General features: G+C 59.7%; 17 protein-coding genes. 11 read left to right on the top strand and 6 right to left on the bottom strand.

Annotation, left to right across the window (positions count from 1 at the left end):
• The first annotated feature begins 732 nt into the window (after window positions 1–732).
• From AC11W3_RS15535 to AC11W3_RS15520, 4 genes are read left to right on the top strand one after another with little or no spacing between them, the layout of a single operon-like run.
• On the top strand, window positions 733–1,041 hold the full coding sequence (locus AC11W3_RS15535; RefSeq protein WP_484088468.1) for a hypothetical protein: 309 nt from the start codon (window positions 733–735) through the stop codon (window positions 1,039–1,041).
• Between the two features lie 35 nt (window positions 1,042–1,076).
• Window positions 1,077–1,895 (top strand): formate/nitrite transporter family protein, encoded by an 819-nt coding sequence (locus AC11W3_RS15530; protein ID WP_484088467.1) that lies wholly within the window; start codon window positions 1,077–1,079, stop codon window positions 1,893–1,895.
• A gap of 9 nt (window positions 1,896–1,904) precedes the next feature.
• Window positions 1,905–2,216 carry a DUF1294 domain-containing protein gene (locus AC11W3_RS15525; RefSeq protein ID WP_484088466.1) on the top strand — a complete coding sequence of 104 codons (312 nt, stop codon included), beginning with the start codon at window positions 1,905–1,907 and terminating at the stop codon, window positions 2,214–2,216.
• A 25-nt stretch (window positions 2,217–2,241) separates the two neighbouring features.
• Window positions 2,242–2,979, top strand: coding sequence for an alpha/beta hydrolase (locus AC11W3_RS15520; RefSeq protein ID WP_484088465.1), 738 nt, complete (start codon window positions 2,242–2,244; stop codon window positions 2,977–2,979).
• Window positions 2,980–3,153: 174 nt separating this feature from the next.
• Here AC11W3_RS15520 and AC11W3_RS15515 read toward each other — a convergent pair whose 3' ends face one another.
• Window positions 3,154–3,642 carry a hotdog domain-containing protein gene (locus AC11W3_RS15515; RefSeq protein ID WP_484088464.1) on the bottom strand — a complete coding sequence of 163 codons (489 nt, stop codon included), beginning with the start codon at window positions 3,640–3,642 and terminating at the stop codon, window positions 3,154–3,156.
• Between the two features lie 151 nt (window positions 3,643–3,793).
• On the opposite strand from AC11W3_RS15515, the gene AC11W3_RS15510 reads away from it, so the two are divergent.
• Both AC11W3_RS15510 and AC11W3_RS15505 read left to right on the top strand, forming a co-directional pair.
• Window positions 3,794–4,327 (top strand): nitroreductase family protein, encoded by a 534-nt coding sequence (locus tag AC11W3_RS15510; RefSeq protein ID WP_484088463.1) that lies wholly within the window; start codon window positions 3,794–3,796, stop codon window positions 4,325–4,327.
• Window positions 4,328–4,894: 567 nt separating this feature from the next.
• Window positions 4,895–7,792 (top strand): protease pro-enzyme activation domain-containing protein, encoded by a 2,898-nt coding sequence (locus tag AC11W3_RS15505; protein WP_484093309.1) that lies wholly within the window; start codon window positions 4,895–4,897, stop codon window positions 7,790–7,792.
• Window positions 7,793–8,046: 254 nt separating this feature from the next.
• On the opposite strand, the gene AC11W3_RS15500 is transcribed toward AC11W3_RS15505, so the two are convergent.
• Together AC11W3_RS15500 and AC11W3_RS15495 are read right to left on the bottom strand one after the other, a co-directional pair.
• Window positions 8,047–8,451: an HsmA family protein gene (locus tag AC11W3_RS15500; protein WP_484088461.1), complete on the bottom strand. Its 405-nt coding sequence runs from the start codon at window positions 8,449–8,451 to the stop codon at window positions 8,047–8,049.
• Between the two features lie 13 nt (window positions 8,452–8,464).
• A complete protein-coding gene (locus tag AC11W3_RS15495) occupies window positions 8,465–8,941 on the bottom strand; it encodes a tRNA (cytidine(34)-2'-O)-methyltransferase (protein WP_484088460.1) in 477 nt (158 codons plus the stop codon).
• Between the two features lie 387 nt (window positions 8,942–9,328).
• On the opposite strand from AC11W3_RS15495, the gene trpB reads away from it, so the two are divergent.
• The 4 genes from trpB to AC11W3_RS15475 all read left to right on the top strand — a co-directional run bounded on the left by trpB (window position 9,329) and on the right by AC11W3_RS15475 (window position 14,158).
• Window positions 9,329–10,519 (top strand): tryptophan synthase subunit beta, encoded by a 1,191-nt coding sequence (gene trpB, locus AC11W3_RS15490; protein WP_484088459.1) that lies wholly within the window; start codon window positions 9,329–9,331, stop codon window positions 10,517–10,519.
• A 460-nt stretch (window positions 10,520–10,979) separates the two neighbouring features.
• Entirely contained in the window at window positions 10,980–11,438 is a 459-nt protein-coding gene (locus tag AC11W3_RS15485) for a transglycosylase SLT domain-containing protein (protein ID WP_484088458.1), read from the top strand.
• A gap of 192 nt (window positions 11,439–11,630) precedes the next feature.
• Window positions 11,631–12,131 (top strand): LEA/WHy family protein, encoded by a 501-nt coding sequence (locus AC11W3_RS15480; protein WP_484088457.1) that lies wholly within the window; start codon window positions 11,631–11,633, stop codon window positions 12,129–12,131.
• 131 nt (window positions 12,132–12,262) lie between these two features.
• Window positions 12,263–14,158, top strand: a complete 1,896-nt coding sequence (locus tag AC11W3_RS15475) for an ABC-F family ATP-binding cassette domain-containing protein (RefSeq protein WP_484093308.1) — start codon at window positions 12,263–12,265, stop codon at window positions 14,156–14,158.
• 25 nt (window positions 14,159–14,183) lie between these two features.
• Here the strand turns inward: AC11W3_RS15475 and AC11W3_RS15470 are convergent, their stop codons facing one another.
• From AC11W3_RS15470 to AC11W3_RS15460, 3 genes are all read right to left on the bottom strand, one after another.
• Window positions 14,184–14,891 (bottom strand): DnaA/Hda family protein, encoded by a 708-nt coding sequence (locus tag AC11W3_RS15470; protein ID WP_484093307.1) that lies wholly within the window; start codon window positions 14,889–14,891, stop codon window positions 14,184–14,186.
• Complete coding sequence (ruvB, locus tag AC11W3_RS15465; protein WP_484088454.1) at window positions 14,892–15,905, bottom strand: Holliday junction branch migration DNA helicase RuvB; 1,014 nt, start codon at window positions 15,903–15,905, stop codon at window positions 14,892–14,894. It lies immediately after the preceding gene.
• 116 nt (window positions 15,906–16,021) lie between these two features.
• Entirely contained in the window at window positions 16,022–18,232 is a 2,211-nt protein-coding gene (locus AC11W3_RS15460) for a response regulator (protein ID WP_484088453.1), read from the bottom strand.
• 368 nt (window positions 18,233–18,600) lie between these two features.
• Here AC11W3_RS15460 and AC11W3_RS15455 point away from each other — a divergent pair.
• Window positions 18,601–19,232, top strand: a 632-nt coding sequence (locus tag AC11W3_RS15455; protein WP_484093306.1) for a hypothetical protein, incomplete at its 3' end; no start/stop codon positions are given.

Below are 19,232 nucleotides of genomic sequence, written 5' to 3'. Positions count from 1 at the left end.
AGGAAGATCGACTACCGATCTCAAGCCTACCTCTCTCTCCTCGAGCAGCTTCTTATCAACCGTTGGTACCAGGAAGAGGAAATTGGCAGCAGTGATAATGACAAGTGATACCAGCGATATTGCCATCACTTTTGTTCCAATCGTCCAGTCTCTAATTCGTAAGATCTTCACATTCGACTCCTTTTACCTGCGGAATTCTTCTATGTATCAGCAATCGGCACTGCAGACACAAGCGTCCTTTTGATGATAGCTCTCAGCTCCTAGTGATGAGGTGGCCTATATGTTGATGCCGGCAGCGGGGGAGTGGTCCAGGCAGGATCTATTTGCTCCGCGCAGAAAACCGGGAATTGCAGACGAAAGAGAAGCATCACGAGGGAATGAAGGAGGAAAATGCTCTGAGGGATTTATCGATAAATTGCCGGGAAACTTTAGGGAAAATTTTCCCGTGGTTTATGTGACAATTTGGTTGGGTTGGATGATTGGATGTGACTAATCTTGAGTCGGCTGTATGTCCCACTTTTGTCACCCCCAGCCAAGAAAATGCCAGAGGCATCGGCTTAGAGAAGGGAGAAGCGGTATATGAAAAGCAGGGGGGGCAAAGTCGCTAAAATCCTTTGACTTGCGGAGGGACATGACATAACCTGCATTACCCTCGTCTCATGACCTCCCGTTACAGGGAACGGGACATGTGATGCGCGTAAGACTTGGATCTCGGACGAAGTTAGGAACGGCATGAACAACTACCTCAGCTATCTCTTCACTTTCAATATCTTCCTGATTTTCGTAGACGCCACTATCGGCTATCACGCCGCGCCGATCCTCGTGCGGCTGGGGGGCAACGACGATGCCACCACTGAGTCGGCCACGCGCGGGGTGCGGATCCTTCTTGCCGCGGTCGTCGCGTTGTACATGTTCTTCAACTGCCTTGCTTTCTTCGAGGTAAAGCCTTTGCTCCTTATGCTGGTAACCGGTGTGATCGTGGTCGATATAGGCGCCCAGATCGTTCTGAGTATAAAGATGGGAAGACGGAAGGAACAATGACTGACACCTGTGCATAACTTCAGGGGAGCCAGCCGATGGAAAAGCGCTATCTGACACCTGCCGAAACTGTGAGGGCCGTCGTTGACAACGGCAAGCGGGTGCTGACACAGTCCCGCCTGCGCACCCTTGTGCTGAGTCTTTTGGCCGGCTTCTACATTGCTTTCGGCGCACAGCTGACAACGGTGCTGACCCAGGATGCGGCGGCCTTTGTCGGCAAGGGCATCGCGGCACTGCTGGGAGGCAGCGTCTTCTCCCTTGGACTCATGCTGGTGGTTATCTGCGGCGCCGAGCTCTTCACCGGTAACAGTCTCCTGACCAGTTCCGCCCTCCACGGGGAAATCCCCTGGGGGAAGCTACTCGAGAACTGGGCCATCGTCATTCTCGGCAACCTCGCCGGATCCCTTTTCTTCGCCGGCCTCATGTTCGAGTCGAGGCTGTGGATGAATGGCAACCTCGCCGAACACGCCATCAAGATCGCCACGGCCAAATGCCAGCTCCCGTTCATGGTGGCGCTGGTCCGCGGCATCCTCTGCAACTGGCTGGTCTGCCTCGCCGTCTTCATGGCCACGGCCGCCCGCGACGTCGCCGGCAAAATGCTCGCCTGTTACGTCCCCATCATGGCCTTCGTCGCCAGCGGCTTCGAGCACTCCATCGCCAACATGTACTTCATTCCGACGGGGCTGCTCCTCTCCACCGAATTTGGCCGCACCGTGCCCGGACTCTCCTGGACCACCTTCTTCGCAGGCAATCTTCTGCCGGTAATCCTCGGCAACGTCCTGGGCGGGGTGATCTTCGTAGCCTCGGCATACTGGTACGTCCACCTCAAGGACCAGTCGCGCAGCCCCTGCTCATGACCTGAGGATATGGCTCAATTATTCGCTTTGACATCGTCTGGACGTTATTGGCTTGGGGCTGTCGGTGCCTTCTACGTCGTTGCCAGTGTGGCAGCCTTCTCCGTCTACGCCTTCGACAAATCCGCCGCGCGGGGAGGGCGATGGAGAGTCCGGGAGAGTACCCTCCATCTACTCGGCCTCATCGGTGGCTGGCCCGGAGCTTTCCTTGCCCAGAGAGTGTTGCACCACAAGTCGAGGAAGCTGCCATTCCAGGTGCTGTTCTGGATCACGGCAACCGCGAACTGTGCTTTGCTGATCTGGCTGACCCGTCATTTCTCTTGATTCCGCCAAGGAGAAGTTCACTTCCATGACACGTATTACGATCTTGCTGGGGCTGGCTTTCCTGGCGATTCTCCTGGGATGCGTGGTGCTGCAGCGGAAGCTCCTGTATTACCCGACGCATCACCACGAGTCGAACGGTCTCACCGAGTGGCGGAACGAGGGGCGTCCGATCGGCTATGCCCGTGAGGTCCCTTCCCCCCGAAACGTGTGGCTGATGCTCCATGGAAATGCGGGGCAGGCGAGCGACCGGGCCTACGCCCTCCCTTCCTTTTCAAAGCACGACTCCGTCTACATCCTGGAGTACCCCGGCTACGGCGACCGGCCGGGCCACCCCTCGAAGTCCGCCTTCAATGCCGCAGCCCAGGAGGCGTATCTCCTGCTGAGATCGAGGTTCCCGAAGATCCCGGTATGCGTGGTGGGGGAGTCGATCGGCAGCGGCCCGGCCTCGGTGCTGGCTGGGACCACGCCTCCGCCGGACAAAATCGTGCTCATCACCCCCTTCGATACTCTTGCCCGGGTAGCGGGTCACCACTTCCCCTACCTGCCTGCCAAGCTCGTGCTGAGAGATAACTGGAACAACATAAAAGCGTTGAAAGATTATCGGGGACCGCTGGAGATCTTTGCCGCCCGTGAGGATAACATCATACCGATGGCCTACGCCAAGGCGCTGGCGGAGAGCAAACCATCGGCGAAGCTCCATCTCATCGAGGGCGGGCATAACGACTGGTCGGTCGGTGGGCGGGTGGAAATCAGGAACCCGTGAAGGGGAGGGGAGAAGCCTTACAACAGGGAACCCTGGAAGGGGGCACGCAATAACAACAGCAAAGGCGGCCAGCAAATGGCCGCCTTTGTTTATACGGCTTTCCCCCGTTCGGCTACTCCTCCCCACGGAGGGAGGGCTGGGAGTTGTGTAGATGCGTCTGCGAAGGCGGAGGGATTACCTTCCGGGGATGGTGATGCAGAGGCAGTCGGCCTCGGCGTAGGTCGTCTCGCCGCAGAAGATACGGCCATGGACCATGACCTTGCGCCCCTCCGCGGAGACCACCCGGCTCTCCAGCGTGACTACCCTCTCCAGAGGGAGCATGTTGCGGAAGCTGACGTTGAGGTTGCCGACCACGATCGGGTAACCCGCTGCCCAGGCAGCGAGTCCGAGAGCCTCGTCCATCACCGCGGCTACCGCGCCGCCATGGGCGTGGCCTGGAGGGCCGCCGGTCTCGGGTCCGAACCAGATCCGGGCGTGTAGGTGCTGCTCGCTGTCCCGGAAATAGCGGGCGCGGAAGCGATTCCCTTCCGGATCACCGGAGACAAAGCGCAGGGATTCACCGACCAGCGAAGGGGCATCGAAAGCGATCCAGCCTTCCTCGCCGCTCAAGTCAACCGGCGGGCAGGTGGCTGTACATAGTTTTGCAACGGCTGTCTTTGACACGGTTCTCTCTCCTTCGGATCTTACGTAAACTGCAACGAGGCCTTACCGTATCAGACTTTGCTCTGGAAATAAAGACCCCTGCCGCCGAAAATGCTGACACAGGGAAAATTTTCTCCTAGAATGTGTGCATCTTTTTGAGGAGGGTAGAAAGTTGATTGATCTCATAAGAAAGCGTCGCAGCATCCGAGCCTACACCGATACACCCATTGACAGAGAGACGATAGACCTGCTTGTCGAAGTCCTGCTACGGGCGCCGTCGTCCCGCGGGATCAACCCGTGGGAATTCGTCGTGGTCGATGATCGGGAACTGCTGGGGCAACTCTCCACCGCCAAACAGCACGGCTCGGCCTTTCTCAAAGGCGCAGCTGTCGGTGTCGTGATCTGCGCCGACAGCACCAAGAGTGACGTCTGGGTCGAGGACTGTTCGATCGCGGCGATCCTGCTGCAGATGGCTGCCCAGTCCCTGGGGCTTGGGAGTTGCTGGATCCAGATTCGCAACCGCCAGCAAAACGCCGACACCACCTCGGAGGAGTTCATCCAGAAGCTGCTGGGTCTCCCCGAGCATCTCAAGGTCGAGTGCATGATAGCCCTCGGCCATCCCGGCCAGAAGAGGCCCCCCCTCTCCGCCGACCAGCTTCAGCACGCCAAGGTTAATCATAACCGCTACGGCGCACCCTTGACCTGACGTCACGCCCCACCAGTCCTGCGGCGCGCCCTTGACCGCAACCTCGCCTCCTGCAAGTCCCCCCTCCCATGTAGGGGGCGAGGGGGGGCGGCTGCTCAGGCTCCCTTTGTCAAACGGAGCTATGTCCAAAACAAAGGTACTGCAACACCATAGGACCTTCCCCCTTTGGAAAAGGGGGATCGAGTGGGATTTTGCCAGCTCAAACAAACCAAATCCCCCCTTCCCCCGGTCAAGGGGGGGAAAGGCAGCAAGGGCGGCTCTCTCAATGGCGCCGGACCAGCCCCCGCCTGAGCCGCCTCCTTTCCGCCAAATTGTTGGTCGTGACAGATTCCCTGTCAGAAAAAAGTACAGCAACTGTGCACCGATTGAACTAACTCCCCCATCGTCTCTTCCTAATTCCCCGCCTGCTCCTTTTGTTAGCTTGGGCCGAGACTTGCACTGCAGAGCCTCCATTACCAGGTTAACCTCCTCGCTCCCCTCAACCTGCCGCCAAGCTGATTCTTCCAGTTCCCGAAGAGTTAGGCGTCCCTCAATCCGCAACAGAGAAGTACAGCAAGGAGAAAGAAGATGCGGAAAACACCATTTGCCTCGGCCCTGCTGGTGTGTGCAATGTTACTCCTTTGTGGAGCGCAGGCATTTGCCGGCACGAACCGTTTCATCGACGACAATGACACCGTGGTGCTTCATGGGAACACCCACCCGGTGGCGCGGTCACGGGCCCTGGCGCAGGTTGGTCTCGCGTCTACCACCTTGCCGATGGAACACATGATCATGTCGCTGCAGATTCCGGCCTCGAAGCAGTCGGCGCTGCAGAAATTCCTGAAGGAGCAGAAGGATCCCTCCTCCGCCAATTATCACCACTGGCTGACCCCTGAGGAGTTCGGCGCCAAGTACGGCCCGGCCCCCGAGGATGTGACCGCGGTGACAGGGTGGCTCACCTCCCACGGTTTCAGGGTCGACGAGATCTCGAAGAGCCGGACCTGGATCAACTTCTCCGGGAATGTCTCGAAGGTGGAGCAGACCTTCAAGACCCAGATCAGGAAGGTGCAGCTCGGGGACAGGATCTACCACGCCAATGCCAGCGATCCGTCGATCCCGAGAGGTCTTGCGGACGTGGTCTCGGGCATCGTCACCCTCCACAACATCCCGCGCAAGCCGAAGAACAACGGCGCCAGGACCTTCGCCTCGAACCAGGCGGTGCCGAACTATACCTACGGCTCGTCCCACTATCTTGCCCCGGGCGACTTTGCCACCATCTACAACGTCAAGCCCCTCTACTCCTCCGGCGTCGACGGAACCGGGCAGAGCATCGCCATCGTAGGCCGGACGCATCCTCCGACCAGCAACTGGTCCACCTTCCGGTCGAAGATGGGACTCCCCTCGAACCCGCCGCAGGTCATCGTCAACGGCGCGGACCCGGGGGATCTCGGACCGGGTGAGGACACCGAAGCCGACCTGGACGTGGAATGGGCCGGGGCTGTGGCGAAAAATGCCACCATCAAGTTCGTCACCTCGAAATCGACCTATAGCACCGACGGGGTGGACCTCTCCGCGCAGTACATCGTCAGCAACAACATCGCCCCGGTCATGAGCCTCAGCTTCGGCAGCTGCGAGTCCGACATGGGCGCCACCGAGAACGCCTTCTACAACAACCTCTGGGCGCAGGCCGCGGCGCAGGGGATCACGGTCCTCGTTTCCGCAGGCGACTCCGGAGCTTCCGGTTGCAGCGATCCTTCGCTTGCCTCCGGTTCGGTCAAGGCCGTCAACGGCCTTGCCTCCACCCCTTACAACATCGCGGTCGGGGGGACCCAGTTCAATGAGGCCGGCGGCAGCTACTGGAACTCGGTCAGCAGCACCGATTCCACCTCGGCTATGGGCTACATTCCGGAACTGGCCTGGAATGAAAGCGGGAGTGTAAGCGGCGGCTCCGGCCTCTGGGCCACCGGCGGCGGCGTCTCCCAGGTCTACGCCAAGCCGACCTGGCAGGCGGCTCCCGGCGTCCCGCAGGACGGCAAGCGTGACATCCCGGACGTATCCCTCTCTGCCGCAGGGCACGACTCCTACCTGGTCTACACCGGCGGATATCTCGGCAGTGTCGGCGGGACCTCGGCCTCCGCCCCGTCCTTTGCGGGTCTGATGGCCCTGGTGGTCCAGAAAAGCGGGCGGCAGGGAAACGCCAATCCCAAGCTGTATCAACTGGCGAGTAACCAGTACGGCGCGGGCGGCGCCAAGGTCTTCCACGATATCACCGGAAGCAACAACAGCGTCCCCGGGGTGACAGGCTATTCCTCGACCACCGGCTATGACCTCGCCACCGGACTCGGCTCGGTCGATGCCTATGCGCTCCTCACCAACTGGGGAGGCGCCGCCTCCACCCAGCCCGACTTTTCAGTGGCGGCAATTTCTGCCGTATCGGTCGCGGCCGGGAAGAGCGTCGCGGTGCCGGTACAGGTTTCCGTGACCGGAGGCTTCAACTCCCCGGTCTCGCTCGCCCTTTCCGGGCTTCCTTCGGGGATGACGGCAAGCTTCACACCTGCCGGCTTCGCGGCGCCGGGATCCGGATCCGCCACCCTCACGCTCACCGCGGGCCCCACCGTCACCGCCGGGACCAGCATGTTGACTGTAACCGCGACTGGCGGCGGAAAGAGTCACCCCCAGACCTTCAACGTCACGGTCACGGTCCCCGATTTCTCCATCAAGGCCAACCCGCTGCAGCCGATGATACAGGGAAGCGGCGGGAGCCTGACGGTTACGACCACCGCCGCCAGCGGTTTCAATTCCGCCCTCAGCTTCACCGTGTCCGGACTCCCCACCGGGGTTACCGGCACCTTCTCCCCGGCCTCGATAGCGGCGCCCGGAACCGGAAGCTCCACGCTTACCCTGGCCGTTTCATCGAGTGCGCCCGTAGGCACCCGCAGCATCACCGTTACCGCCACCGGCGGTGGCGTGACCCGCTCGGTGCAGGTATCCATCGCCATCCAGTCCAATGTGCTCTTCAGCAGCAGCTTTACCGATACCTGGTACGCCTCGAGCGTCACCGGAACCGCTGCCAAGTGGTACATAACCGGCACCGGTAGCAACCCGACCGCAACGCCTCATTCCGGGAGCACGATGGCGCAGTTCGGCTCGTACAACATAGGCAGCGGCTATCAGACCCGGATGTTCAACAACGTCCGCTACACCATTCCCAGCTACGCGAAGGCCGCAACACTTTCCTTCTGGGTCTATCACGACATCGGCCGTCCCACCAACAATGACCGGATCCAGGCGCAGGTCACCACCAACGGCAGCACCTGGGTCGGCGCAGGATCTGCTGTCTCCCGGTACAACGGAACGACGGGCTGGTCGCAGGTCAGCGTGGATCTCAGCGCCTATCGCGGCCAAGCCATCATGTTCGGCTTCCTCGGGACCAGCGGTGGCGGATACAACATGTACGAGGATGATGTCCTGCTGACGGTGAAATAAGAGCTGTTGCAGGATGATTTAGAGGTGATGTCGGCCCCTTCAGCGAGTGTTGAAGGGGCCTTTCTTTTTGAAGTTGTTTCGGGGGGTGAAGTCCCCCTTTGAAATATGGGGATTTGGGCAGCGGTGTCCGGTTCAGGTTCTTGCACACGATGCCAAAGGCCCCCTCCCCTCAAGGGAGGAGGAGTTCAGAGGGGAGGGGGGTGGGGGATGGGTTGGAATTGAGGGCTCGGCTTTGGGACTTGAGGGCCGCCGGCTTACGCGTGCCCGGAGAGCCGCAGCATGCCCGCTATCGCCCCTGAGAGGAAAGCGGAGAGCCACAGGACGTAGATGGTGAGGCTGACCCGGTGGAAGATGCGGTTCACCACGTCAGCACGCCCGAGGAGGGTGGCGGCAAGAGCGAGGGTGAAGTGAAAGGCCATGCCGTAAAACGAGGAGAGGCCGGTGATGTTATGCCACTGCGGCGCCTTCCCGAACATGGCGGCGTAAGCCGACATGCCGTGTGTGCCGAGGTAATCAAAGTAGAGGCCGGCCCCGAAGACGATCATCTCTCGCAGGTGCAGCCCTCGCTTCCTGCCGCTGAAAACTGCGTAGCTGTAGAGAATCAGGGCCAGGTTCATGGGGATCACGGCCTGTATCAGTAGCGCTTTCTGAGTTGTCATCGTTTTGCCACCTCTAGACCCCTTCCAGCGCGCCGGTCTGGCGCAGCGCCTCGTACAGGACGATCCCGGCTGAAGTCGAGAGGTTCAGGCTCCGCACCTTGCCGATGATCGGAATCCTCACCGCCGTCTCCAGGTTCGCCTCGATCAGTTCCTCCGGAAGGCCTTTGGTCTCCTTGCCGAAGACGATGAAGTCTCCGGGCAGGAAGCTCATTTCCAGGTAGCTTTTCGGCGCCTTCTTGCTGGTGTAGATGAAGCGCCCGTCAGGGTATGACCGCTGCAGGGTCTCGAGGTCCGGCCAGTAGTGAATGTCCACTTCGCTCCAGTAGTCGAGGCCGGCACGTTTAAGGTAGCGGTCGTCGGTAGAGAAGCCGAGCTTGCCGACCAGGTGGAGGGTGGTACCCGTGGCGCCGCACAGCCTGGCGATGTTTCCGGTGTTCGGTGGGATCTCCGGTTCAACGAGGACTATGTGAAATGGTTTCTGCAAAGACATGGTTAAACCTCAAAGGCAGTTGACAGGGATATACAGGATGAACAGGATGGAAAACCGAAACAAGCTTCACGATTCTTAATGCCTTTAGCCTTTAGACCTTTAGCCTTTAGCCTCAAGCCTCAAGCCTCAAGCCTCAAGCCTTTATATTGACCTCATCCTGTCAATCCTGTCCATCCCTGTTATACGCCTTTTGTTTTTGCTGTTATTGCCCTGTTCGCTCTGCCTGAAATAGCTGGCGATATTTTTATCCTAAAGCTGCCAATAAGGCAAAGAGAAAGACCAGATACGCACCCAGCCGCCGGCGCCAGAGGGCCTCCTGTCTGTAAGCTTGCAATTTTACGACAAACACGCTATTATGGCCCTCCTAATCAAGGATCGGAGGAGATCTTGAACCAGCCTGACGATAGAGGACATTTCGGCCGTTTCGGCGGAAGATACGTTTCAGAGACCCTGATGCCCGCGCTTCTCGAGCTCGAGGAGGCGTACAATCATTACCGCAATGACAAGGAATTCCAGGAAGAGTTCGCCTACTACATGCGACAGTATGTAGGTCGGCCGAATCCTCTCTACTTCGCCGAGAAGCTGACCCGCAAGATGGGCGGCGCCAAGATCTACCTCAAGCGCGAAGACCTCAACCACACCGGCGCCCACAAGATCAACAACACTATCGGCCAGGGGCTCCTCGCCAAGCGCATGGGCAAGAAACGTGTCATCGCTGAGACGGGAGCCGGACAGCACGGCGTGGCCAGCGCCACCGTAGCTGCTCTCTTCGGGATGGAGTGCGAGGTCTTCATGGGCGAGGAGGACATCCACCGCCAGTCGCTTAACGTCTTCAGGATGAAGCTCCTCGGCGCCAAGGTGACGTCGGTCAAATCCGGAACGGCGACGCTCAAAGACGCCATGAACGAAGCCCTTCGCCACTGGGTCACCTACGTGGAAAACACCTTCTACATCATCGGCACCGTCGCCGGTCCGCACCCTTACCCCGTCATGGTCCGCGACTTCCAGGCCATCATCGGGGACGAGGCGAGGGCCCAGCACCTGGAGGCCGAGGGGCGTCTCCCCGATTACCTGGTCGCCGCCGTCGGCGGCGGAAGCAACGCCATCGGCCTCTTCCACGCCTTCAGGGACGACGCTTCTGTCGCGATGATCGGCGTCGAGGCCGCGGGATACGGCATCCCTTCCGGAAAGCATGCCGCTCCCCTTTGTGCCGGGACCGTCGGCGTCCTCCACGGTAACAAGACCTACCTGTTGCAGGACCAGTTCGGCCAGATTGCCCATGCCCATTCCATCTCGGCCGGGCTCGACTATCCGGGCGTCGGCCCCGAGCATGCCTACCTCAAGGAGTCCGGCCGCGCGAGCTACGTATCCGTTACCGACGATGAGGCCATGGCGGCTTTCCAGGAACTGACAAGGGAAGAGGGGATCATCCCGGCACTGGAGTCTTCCCATGCCGTGGCCCATGCCTTGCGGCTGGCACCGACCCTTCCCCCCGACAAGAGCATCGTGGTTTGTCTCTCCGGGAGGGGAGACAAGGACATTCATACGGTCGCCGATGTAATGGGTGTCAAGTTGTAAACTGCCGTAAAATAAGGGTTCCCATGAGAGGGCCGCAGACCGGCCCTCTTTTTTTTGTCGTAAAAGTTTACAAGTTTTAATTTACTGCTTGCAATCTTGTCGGATTTGGTTACACTTTCACCCTCGGTTGGCGCCTAGCCAGCCGCATCTTAATGAAAGGAGATGATTGGCGCGGGCTTCACCGACATTTAGCACTCTACCTAAAGCCGGCATGAGCCATCAAAAACTGTAATCTATGAAAAGACCTGCGATTTTGCTGGTCGCAGTGCTCCTTTTGAACACTTCATGCGACCAGTCCCACCTGCAGCAGGCGCAGGTTCCCGTGAATGCAGGAATATCGGAAACCGATCGCGTGCTGACAGCGTGGGGAGACTTAGGCGAGAAGCAGGATGAACCTGCTTCGCCTCCTGTGGCGGCTGTCGAGGCCCCCAAGGACGCCAAAGTGGAGGGAAGAAGGAAAATGGTACCAGCTATTTACGCCGCGTTCGTGCGGAGGACGACTCCTGAGCGGGCGAAGTGGCTGGCAGAGGTTTGCTATCAGAAAACGGAGGGGACCAAGTTCACGCCGCTCGATCTGGCCGAGATAGCACTGGCCGAGACCGGCGGACACAAGCTCTCCTCCCGGGCCGTCTCCCGCAAGGGGGCGATGGGGGTATGGCAGTTGATGCCCGAGAGGGCCATCAGCCATGGTTATCGCCCATCCGAGATGAGGGACGACGAGAAGTGCGCCGAGGCCGCCGTACGGGAGCTCCATGAGAAGGTCAGGATGGCCAAGGGGAACATGGCGCGGGCCAAGCGGCTGTACTGCGGCACAGGGCCGGCTGCGGCAGCTTACGACAAGGTCCGTAAGCGCATGAGGGCTGAGATCCTGCGCGAGCTCGAAAAGGGTGCGGCGATGGACGTCGCGGCAAACAGTTGAAGTCCTTTTGAACTTTAATGACCTGTTGTGCTATAGTGGGCGGGTTCCCTAGGGGATCCGCCCTTTTTTTGTTCGCAGAACGCCTGTTCCTCCGCGGCCTGTCCCGAAGTTAGGAGTTCCCGAAGCCTTCGCCCTCACGTCCCCCCCTTGACAAAGGGGGGACAGGGGGGATTTGCTTTAAGGAGAAACCTGTTGAGAAAACTCAGCCACACAATCTTCCTATTGTTGCTACTGTCGTTAACCGCCTGCACCGCCTTCGTGAAGGAGCCGGTGGTGGCGGTGAAGGATCTGAAGATCGTATCCCTTGATACCGGAGGGGCCGGGATGGAACTGCACCTTGGTGTGACCAACCCGAACTCCTATGACATCAAGCTGAAGGGATACAGCTACGACCTGAAGGTGATGGCGCTCCCGCTGGCCAAGGGCGGCGCGCGGGAAGAGATACAATTCCCTTCCAAGTCCGAAACCTACGTCCGTATCCCGATCCGGATTCCATACGCCGACCTGCTGGAGATACTCAAGCGCAAGCCGAACCTGGATGCCGTTCCCTACCAGCTTGCGGCCGGACTCGATCTTGAGACCCCTGTAGGCCACCTGGCTGTGCCGGTACAAAGGACCGGGACCTACGCCATCCCGAAGGAGTATCGCCCTTCTTCAATACTGGACAAGCTGAGCGACTTCTTCCTCCGCTAAAACGGACAGCCATGCACCCTGTGGCAGCCACCCATTTCCACAACCGTCACCCACTTCCATGCACGGCACCCCCTGGCCCCTTCAGGGCGAGGGTTGGGGTGGGGATGGGTCATCAATCGATTGGAGCTTCAATGAACGTAGTTGACGTAACGGGACTCTGCAAAAGCTTTGGGTCGAGGGAACTTCTCGACAGTGTCACTTTCGCCGTCGGCGAGGACGAGAGGGTAGGCCTGATCGGAGCCAACGGTGCGGGAAAATCGACGCTGTTGACCATCCTGGCGGGGCTCGAGGATCATGAAGGCGGATCTATCGCCATGAAACGGGGCGCAACGGTTGGGTATCTCAGCCAGGAGCCGATCCTCGATGAAGAGTCCACCGTGGCCGCGGAGATCGAGGGTGGCCTGAAGGAAATCCGCAGTGCCATGGCCACCTTCAATGAGCTCTCCGAGCGGATGGCCAATAACCCTCCCGACATGGACCGGCTCCTGGCGCGCCAGGGCGAGCTCTCCGTGTGGATCGAGCACCACGGCGGCTGGAACACCGACCACCGCGTATCCGAGATGATGACCCACCTCCAGCTCCCCGACCGCGATCAGCGCATCGGCGTCCTTTCCGGCGGAACCAAGCGTCGTGTAGCCCTGGCGAAGCTTCTGCTGCAGGCCCCTGAACTCCTCCTTCTCGACGAGCCGACCAACCACCTCGATGCGGACACAACCCAGTGGCTGCAGGAGCACCTGAAGGCCTATCCCGGCGCGGTCATGCTGATCACTCACGACCGCTACTTCCTGGACCAGGTCGTCACCAGGATGCTGGAGCTGGAACGGGCCGGTATCACCTCCTATCAAGGGGGCTATTCCCTGTATCTTGAGCAGCGGGAAGAGAAGCTCATGAACGAGGCATCGACTCGGTCCAAGCTGCTGAACCTGCTCCGGACCGAGACGGACTGGATGCGGCGCGGACCGCAGGCCCGCGGCACGAAGCAGAAGGCGCGGATCGACCGTTTCTATGAGCTGGAGGAGAAGGTCTCGGGTCCTGCGAGGAGGGAGCTGAAGATCGGCTTCTCCACCGAGGAAGGATTTGGCGGCACCATCCTCGAGCTCGACAAGGTGAGCAAGGGATATGGCGATAAGAAGCTGATCAGGTCCGCCACCTTCGGCATGAAGCGCGGCGACCGGGTCGGCGTGATCGGCCCGAACGGTTGCGGCAAGACCACCCTGATCCGGATGATAATGGGAGAGGAGGAGCCGGATTCCGGCCGGGTCGTGGTCGGCAAGAAGACCAGGATCTCCTATTTCGACCAGCTGCGCGAGGTGATCGACCCGGAGCAGACGATTTACGAATTCTTCGGGGAAGGGGACTATGTCACCTGCCGGGGCGAGAAGCGGCACAAGATCGGCTACATGGAAGACTTCCTCTTCTCCCCCGAAGACCGGAGGCGCCCGATCGGCAGCCTTTCCGGCGGCGAAAAGAGCCGGCTGATCCTGGCCAGGCTGATGCTGCAGGACGCGAACCTGCTGGTTCTGGACGAGCCGACCAACGACCTCGACATCCCGACCCTGCAACTCCTCGATGCCTCCATCGCCGCCTTTCCCGGTTGCGTCGTCATGGTCACCCATGACCGGTTCTTCCTGGACAAGGTCGCGACAGGTGTCCTGGCCTTCGAAGGGGAGGGCGAGGTCGTCTTCCACGAGGGGAACTATACCAACTACCGCGAACGCAAAGAAGCCGCCCGTGCCGCGGCCTCCCCGGCAAAGGTGGAAAAGCGCGAGGCTCAGGCCAACAGGGCCGAGAAGCCGAAGAAGGGGCTGACCTACAGCGAAAGGCTGGAGCTGGAGCGGTTGGAAGAGTCGATTGCCGTGCTGGAGCAGAAGTTTGCCGAGGTGCAGGCCCAACTGGCCGATCCCTCATGCTATGCGACGGTCGACGGCGGCATCGCCGGCATCACCGCCAATTACGGCCGCCTCGAAGCGGAACTCGCCGCAGGATATGAACGGTGGGAAGAGTTGGAAGTGAAAAAGGCGGGCTAAGGGCTAACGGAAAAACAAAAGGCGGTTAACAACCCTTTCCCAGCGCTTCCTTCGCCAGACGCAAGCCGATCTTTCTCTTGGTGGCGATGGAGAGGCGGTTTATCGATTCCAGCGCCCACACCAGCGACGGGATGTCGCGCCGCACCGTCAACAGCATCTGGTCGATCACATCTTCCGGCAGCGCCATCTGCCGGTCCTCGGCAAGCTTCCTCAGAATCATCCTTCTCGACTCGTCATCGGAAACGTCCATCCGCGCCACCAGCCCCCAGAGCAGCCGGCTGGTAAGATGCCCGTCCAGGTGCGGCAGCTCCTTGGGAGGATTCAGCCCAGAGATGGCGATCTTTCTTCCGGTGGTGTAGTAGGCGTTGAACAGCTCCCACAGCTCCACCCTCACTTCCTGGTTGTCCGGAAGGAGATGCAGGTCGTCCAGGATGAGAGCCTTCGAGCCCTCGAAGAACGTCGCCAGCCTGGAGCTCCCTTCGCTTGGATCGTCGCCTGCGTAGAGCTTGTCCGAGTCGCGGAAGGAAAAGTATTTGCCTTCTAGGGTGCTGGACAGGGCTGTCAGGAGGTGGGTCTTGCCTGAGCCTTCCGGCCCGTAGATGTAAAGCAGGTTCTCGGCGCCATCGGTTGCCAGCTTTTGGGCGAAACGGTACGCCGTGCTGTTGCCGCCGCAGACCACGAAGTTTTCAAAGCTGAAGCGGGGGATGACGGGGAAATCGAAGATCAGTTGCATTTAAAAAAGTCTTCCCTGCGGAGGCTCGGGCGCGATCCTGCCGAAGTGGCTGTAGGCCGCGGCAGTGGCGACGCGCCCCCTGGGCGTGCGGTTCAGGAACCCGTTCTGGATAAGGAACGGCTCGTAGACGTCCTCGATAGTGTCGCTCTCCTCGCTGATGGCCGCCGCGATGGTGTCGAGTCCCACCGGTCCCCCGCCGAACTTGTCGATGATGGTCAAGAGGATCGCGCGGTCCATGGTGTCGAAGCCCATCTCGTCGATCTCCAGCAGCTCCAGCGCCTGGTCCGCCACCTCGTGCGTGATCACGCCTCCCGCCCGTACCTGGGCGAAGTCGCGCACGCGGCGCAGCAGGCGGTTGGCGATCCTCGGTGTCCCGCGGCTGCGGCGGGCCAGTTCCGTTGCGCCGTCCGGATCAATGGCCATGCCGAAGATGCGGGCCGAGCGGGTGATGATGAAGGCCAGCTCCTCGTGGGTGTAGAACTCCAGGCGGGAGATGACGCCGAAGCGGTCCCTGAGCGGGGAGGAGAGGAGTCCGGCGCGGGTGGTGGCGCCGACCAGGGTGAACTTCGGCAGGTCGAGCTTGATGGTGCGGGCACTCGGGCCCTGGCCGATAATGATGTCGAGCTGGAAGTCCTCCATCGCCGGGTAGAGGATCTCCTCCACCACATGCGACAGCCGGTGGATCTCGTCGATGAAGAGCACGTCGTGCGGTTCGAGGTTCGTGAGGATGGCCGCCAGATCGCCGGGGCGCTCGATGACCGGCCCCGAAGTCGACTTGATATTGACCCCCATCTCGCAGGCGATGATGTTGGCGAGCGTCGTCTTCCCGAGGCCCGGGGGACCGTAGAGAAGCACGTGGTCCAGCGCCTCGCCCCTGCCGCGCGCGGCATCGATGAAGAGTCCGAGGTTCCCCTTCGCCTTCTCCTGTCCGACGTAGTCCGCCAGCGCGCGAGGGCGCAGCGAAGCCTCGAGGAGATCGTCTTCAGTTTTATCAGCCGTGATGATGCGGGACATACCACTCCAAACTGCCGAACAGCCGTACGTTGCAGACGCGCCAAGTTATAACAGTTGGCGTTAAAGGTCAAGCTATGGTGGCATCTTATCCCCCCATAAACAGTATTGTAATTCCCTCATGCTAAAGGCTTAGGCCCGACAACCCGGTTCAGGACGGAAGCAATGTCTTCCCTGTTGAAAGGTTTGCTGACGTAGTCGTCCATCCCTGCTTCGCGGCACCTTTCCCGGTCTTCCTGCATCGCATAGGCCGTCATGGCCACGATAGGGACATGCCCTCCCAGGGAGCTTTCCAACTCACGGATGCGGCGGGTGGCGTTAAGGCCGTCCATGACCGGCATCTGAACATCCATGAAGATGAGGTCATATCTCCCGGCATTGTCTGGCCACATGCGGACTGCCTCCTCTCCGTTTTCGACGATGGTTACGGCATGTCCGTCGCGCTCCAGCATGGTCTGGATAAGCACCTGGTTGAAGGCGACGTCTTCCGCGACCAGGATGGAGAGGCTCTTCCTGCTTCCGGGAACCATGTGGTGAATGGCCGGCGCCTCTTCGGGATGTCCGGCGGGGCTTCCGGATGAAACGAGCCGGCAGAGGAGGTCGCGCAGTTCACTGTCAATAACAGGTTTGGTGAGATGCCCTTCCGGCCGCACGTCCCGCCTGCGGCAATCTCCACGCTGCCCTGCACTCGTCATCACTATGCACTTCACGGAGTCATAGACCTTTTCGCGGCGTATCCCTTCCAACAGTTGCCAACCTTCCGGCATCTGCACGTCTATCAGCACGAAATCGAAAAGAGCTCTCTGCCGAAGGGATTGATCAAGCACCATCCTTGCGGTCGCCGCGTTGGCAGCCGTGGAGGCCGTTACCCCGCATTTCCCTAGGAAGTCGGTCAATACGTCACGGTTAATGGCCACGCTGTCGACTGCCAGCACCCTTCGACCTTCCAAGATCGGGTCGGGACCGACCTGCTGCGGCCCGTGTTCAACGGCAAAGCGGGCCGTGAAGGTGAAGGTGCTTCCTTTTCCCACCTCGCTCTCCACCACGATCTGTCCACCCAGAGATTCGACTAAACTCTTCGATATCGAAAGACCCAGACCGGTTCCGCCAAACACCTTCGTGGTCGAGATGTCACCCTGCTCGAAGGGGTCGAATATGACGCCCAGTTTATCTGGCGGGATGCCGATACCGTTGTCCTCGACGTTGAAAGACAAGACACAGCCATCGTCTGCTTCTTCGGCCATGCTGACTTTGACCACCACTTCCCCGCCGGAGGTGAACTTGATGGCGTTTCCAACGAGGTTGGTCAGGACCTGCCTCAGCCGTCCAAGATCCCCTATCAGCGCATCCGGGATATCCGGAGCCGGATGGAATAGTACGTCCACTCCCTTTTCCACTCCGCGTACGGAAATCGCCTGCAGCGTTTGGCCGAGGCTGGTGCGCAAGAGGAAAGGGGCATTGGCCAGTTCGACCTTGCCCGCCTCGATCTTGGAGAAATCGAGGATATTGTTGATGATGGAGAGGAGATTTTGCGCCGAGCTATTTACCACGTTGAGGTAGCTCTTCTGTTCTCCGTTGAGATCCGTTGCCAGGCAAAGTTCCGTCATGCCGATGATCCCGTTCATGGGGGTGCGTATCTCGTGGCTCATGTTGGCCAAGAACATGCTCTTGGCACGGTCGGCGGCCTTGGCCAGGTTCCGCTCTTGCCTAAGATGCTCTACCAGCGACTCATTCTCCCTGTTGAGAAGGAGGGTGTCAATGAGGACGCGGTTGAAATACCTCGCGCTCGAGAGAATTACCCCGGCAAACAGGATCGTCAGGGCGCTGAGGACATAGTACTCGGCCCTGCCAGCCAGAAGAGTCCGGACTGCGAAGAAGAAGAGGGTGGGCACGGCGAAGACGCAGAAAGACGGATAATGGGAGGAAAGACTGGGAAGGGCGCCGGACACAACGCCGGCAACGACTATGGCGATAAAGAACCCCGCTATAGGGTTATCCTGCTGGAAGAAGATGACCGTTCCGCAGGTCCATACTATGCCGGATATCGTAACGGCGACAAAATGATACCTGAGCCATTTTTTATTGTCATGAGCGGGCAGGGGACGTCTTCGGTAGATCCCAACGAGAGTCAATCTTGCGATGGCTATGGTGACCAGGAAGGCGAGCCAGATCCATATTTCGCCCCTGTTGGTCCACCTGGAGAGGATTCCGGCAAACATGGCACCGATAAGGATGCTGGATATCTGCGAGGCATACGCGTTGCGATAAATCAGTTCAAACTGCTTGCTGGCGATGAAATCTGCATTATCGGAGGTGGCCGTACTCTCCATGGTCTCGTTTCCTTCCAAACTACCTGGTGCCGCTGATTGATTGCTCCACCTGTTTCACACGCCGGTGAGATCACGCGAAAACCGGGAAAAGCCAGTTTATGCTATCGGCAAATGGAGGGGGAAGTTGACAACTTTCGGCATGAAGGGATTGGGCATTCTTCTTTCGGTAAAGGTGGCTTGACTGGGCCGGGGACGTTCTTTATAAAAGGATAGGTGCTGGGATCTTAGCCATCCACGGGGCGAGGTCGTCACCGATAGCGCGAACACGACAGCGCCGCGGGGAGAGAAGAAGCTCACGCTCCAGTTGAAGAGTGGGCCTCCTGTTGCCGCTGGCTAATGATAAACAATGCCTCAGTGAGTGGTAAAAGATGACAGTGTCGAACCAGAAACAATCTTTGCCGGATTGTCCCAAATGTGCCGCGGTGCGGCAGGAAGGTGAGGAGACCTGTCACAAGTGCGGGGTCATTTTCGCCAAGATCCCGCTGAATAGGCCGAAAGCTTCTGCCCCATCGCCCGCAGTAGGGGAGGCTGCTACCCCGGTCACTGCATGGGCACGGTGTGCCTTCCTGGTCCTCCTGGCTTTCTACACCTTTCGCCTCCTCTCCCATCCCATCGCCTCGAACTATGTCGGCGAAACCTTTCTCCATCTGGTGAATCTCCCCTTCCACGAGGCGGGGCACCTCCTCTTTTCGCCATTCGGCCGTTTCCTCCATGTGGCAGGCGGTACCCTCATGCAACTGATTGTTCCCGCCGCGGTGGCAATATCCTTTCTCCGCCGCCGGGACATGTTCGGCGCAGCCGTCGGGGTGTGGTGGTTCGGGGAGAGCATGGCCGACGTGGCCCCGTATGCCGATGACGCTCGGGCAGGGCAGCTCCCGCTTTTAGGAGGGGTTACCGGAAGTGAGGTGGAGGATTACCATGACTGGGAGGTGATGCTGGGAAGGCTCGGCTTACTTCCCTGGGACCATGTCATTGCCCGTGTCTTCTTCGTCGTGGGAGG

Source organism: Geomonas sp. (assembly GCF_056994735.1).
Note: the sequence above shows the minus strand (reverse complement) of the source record. Positions and strands in the feature narration are given on the sequence as shown.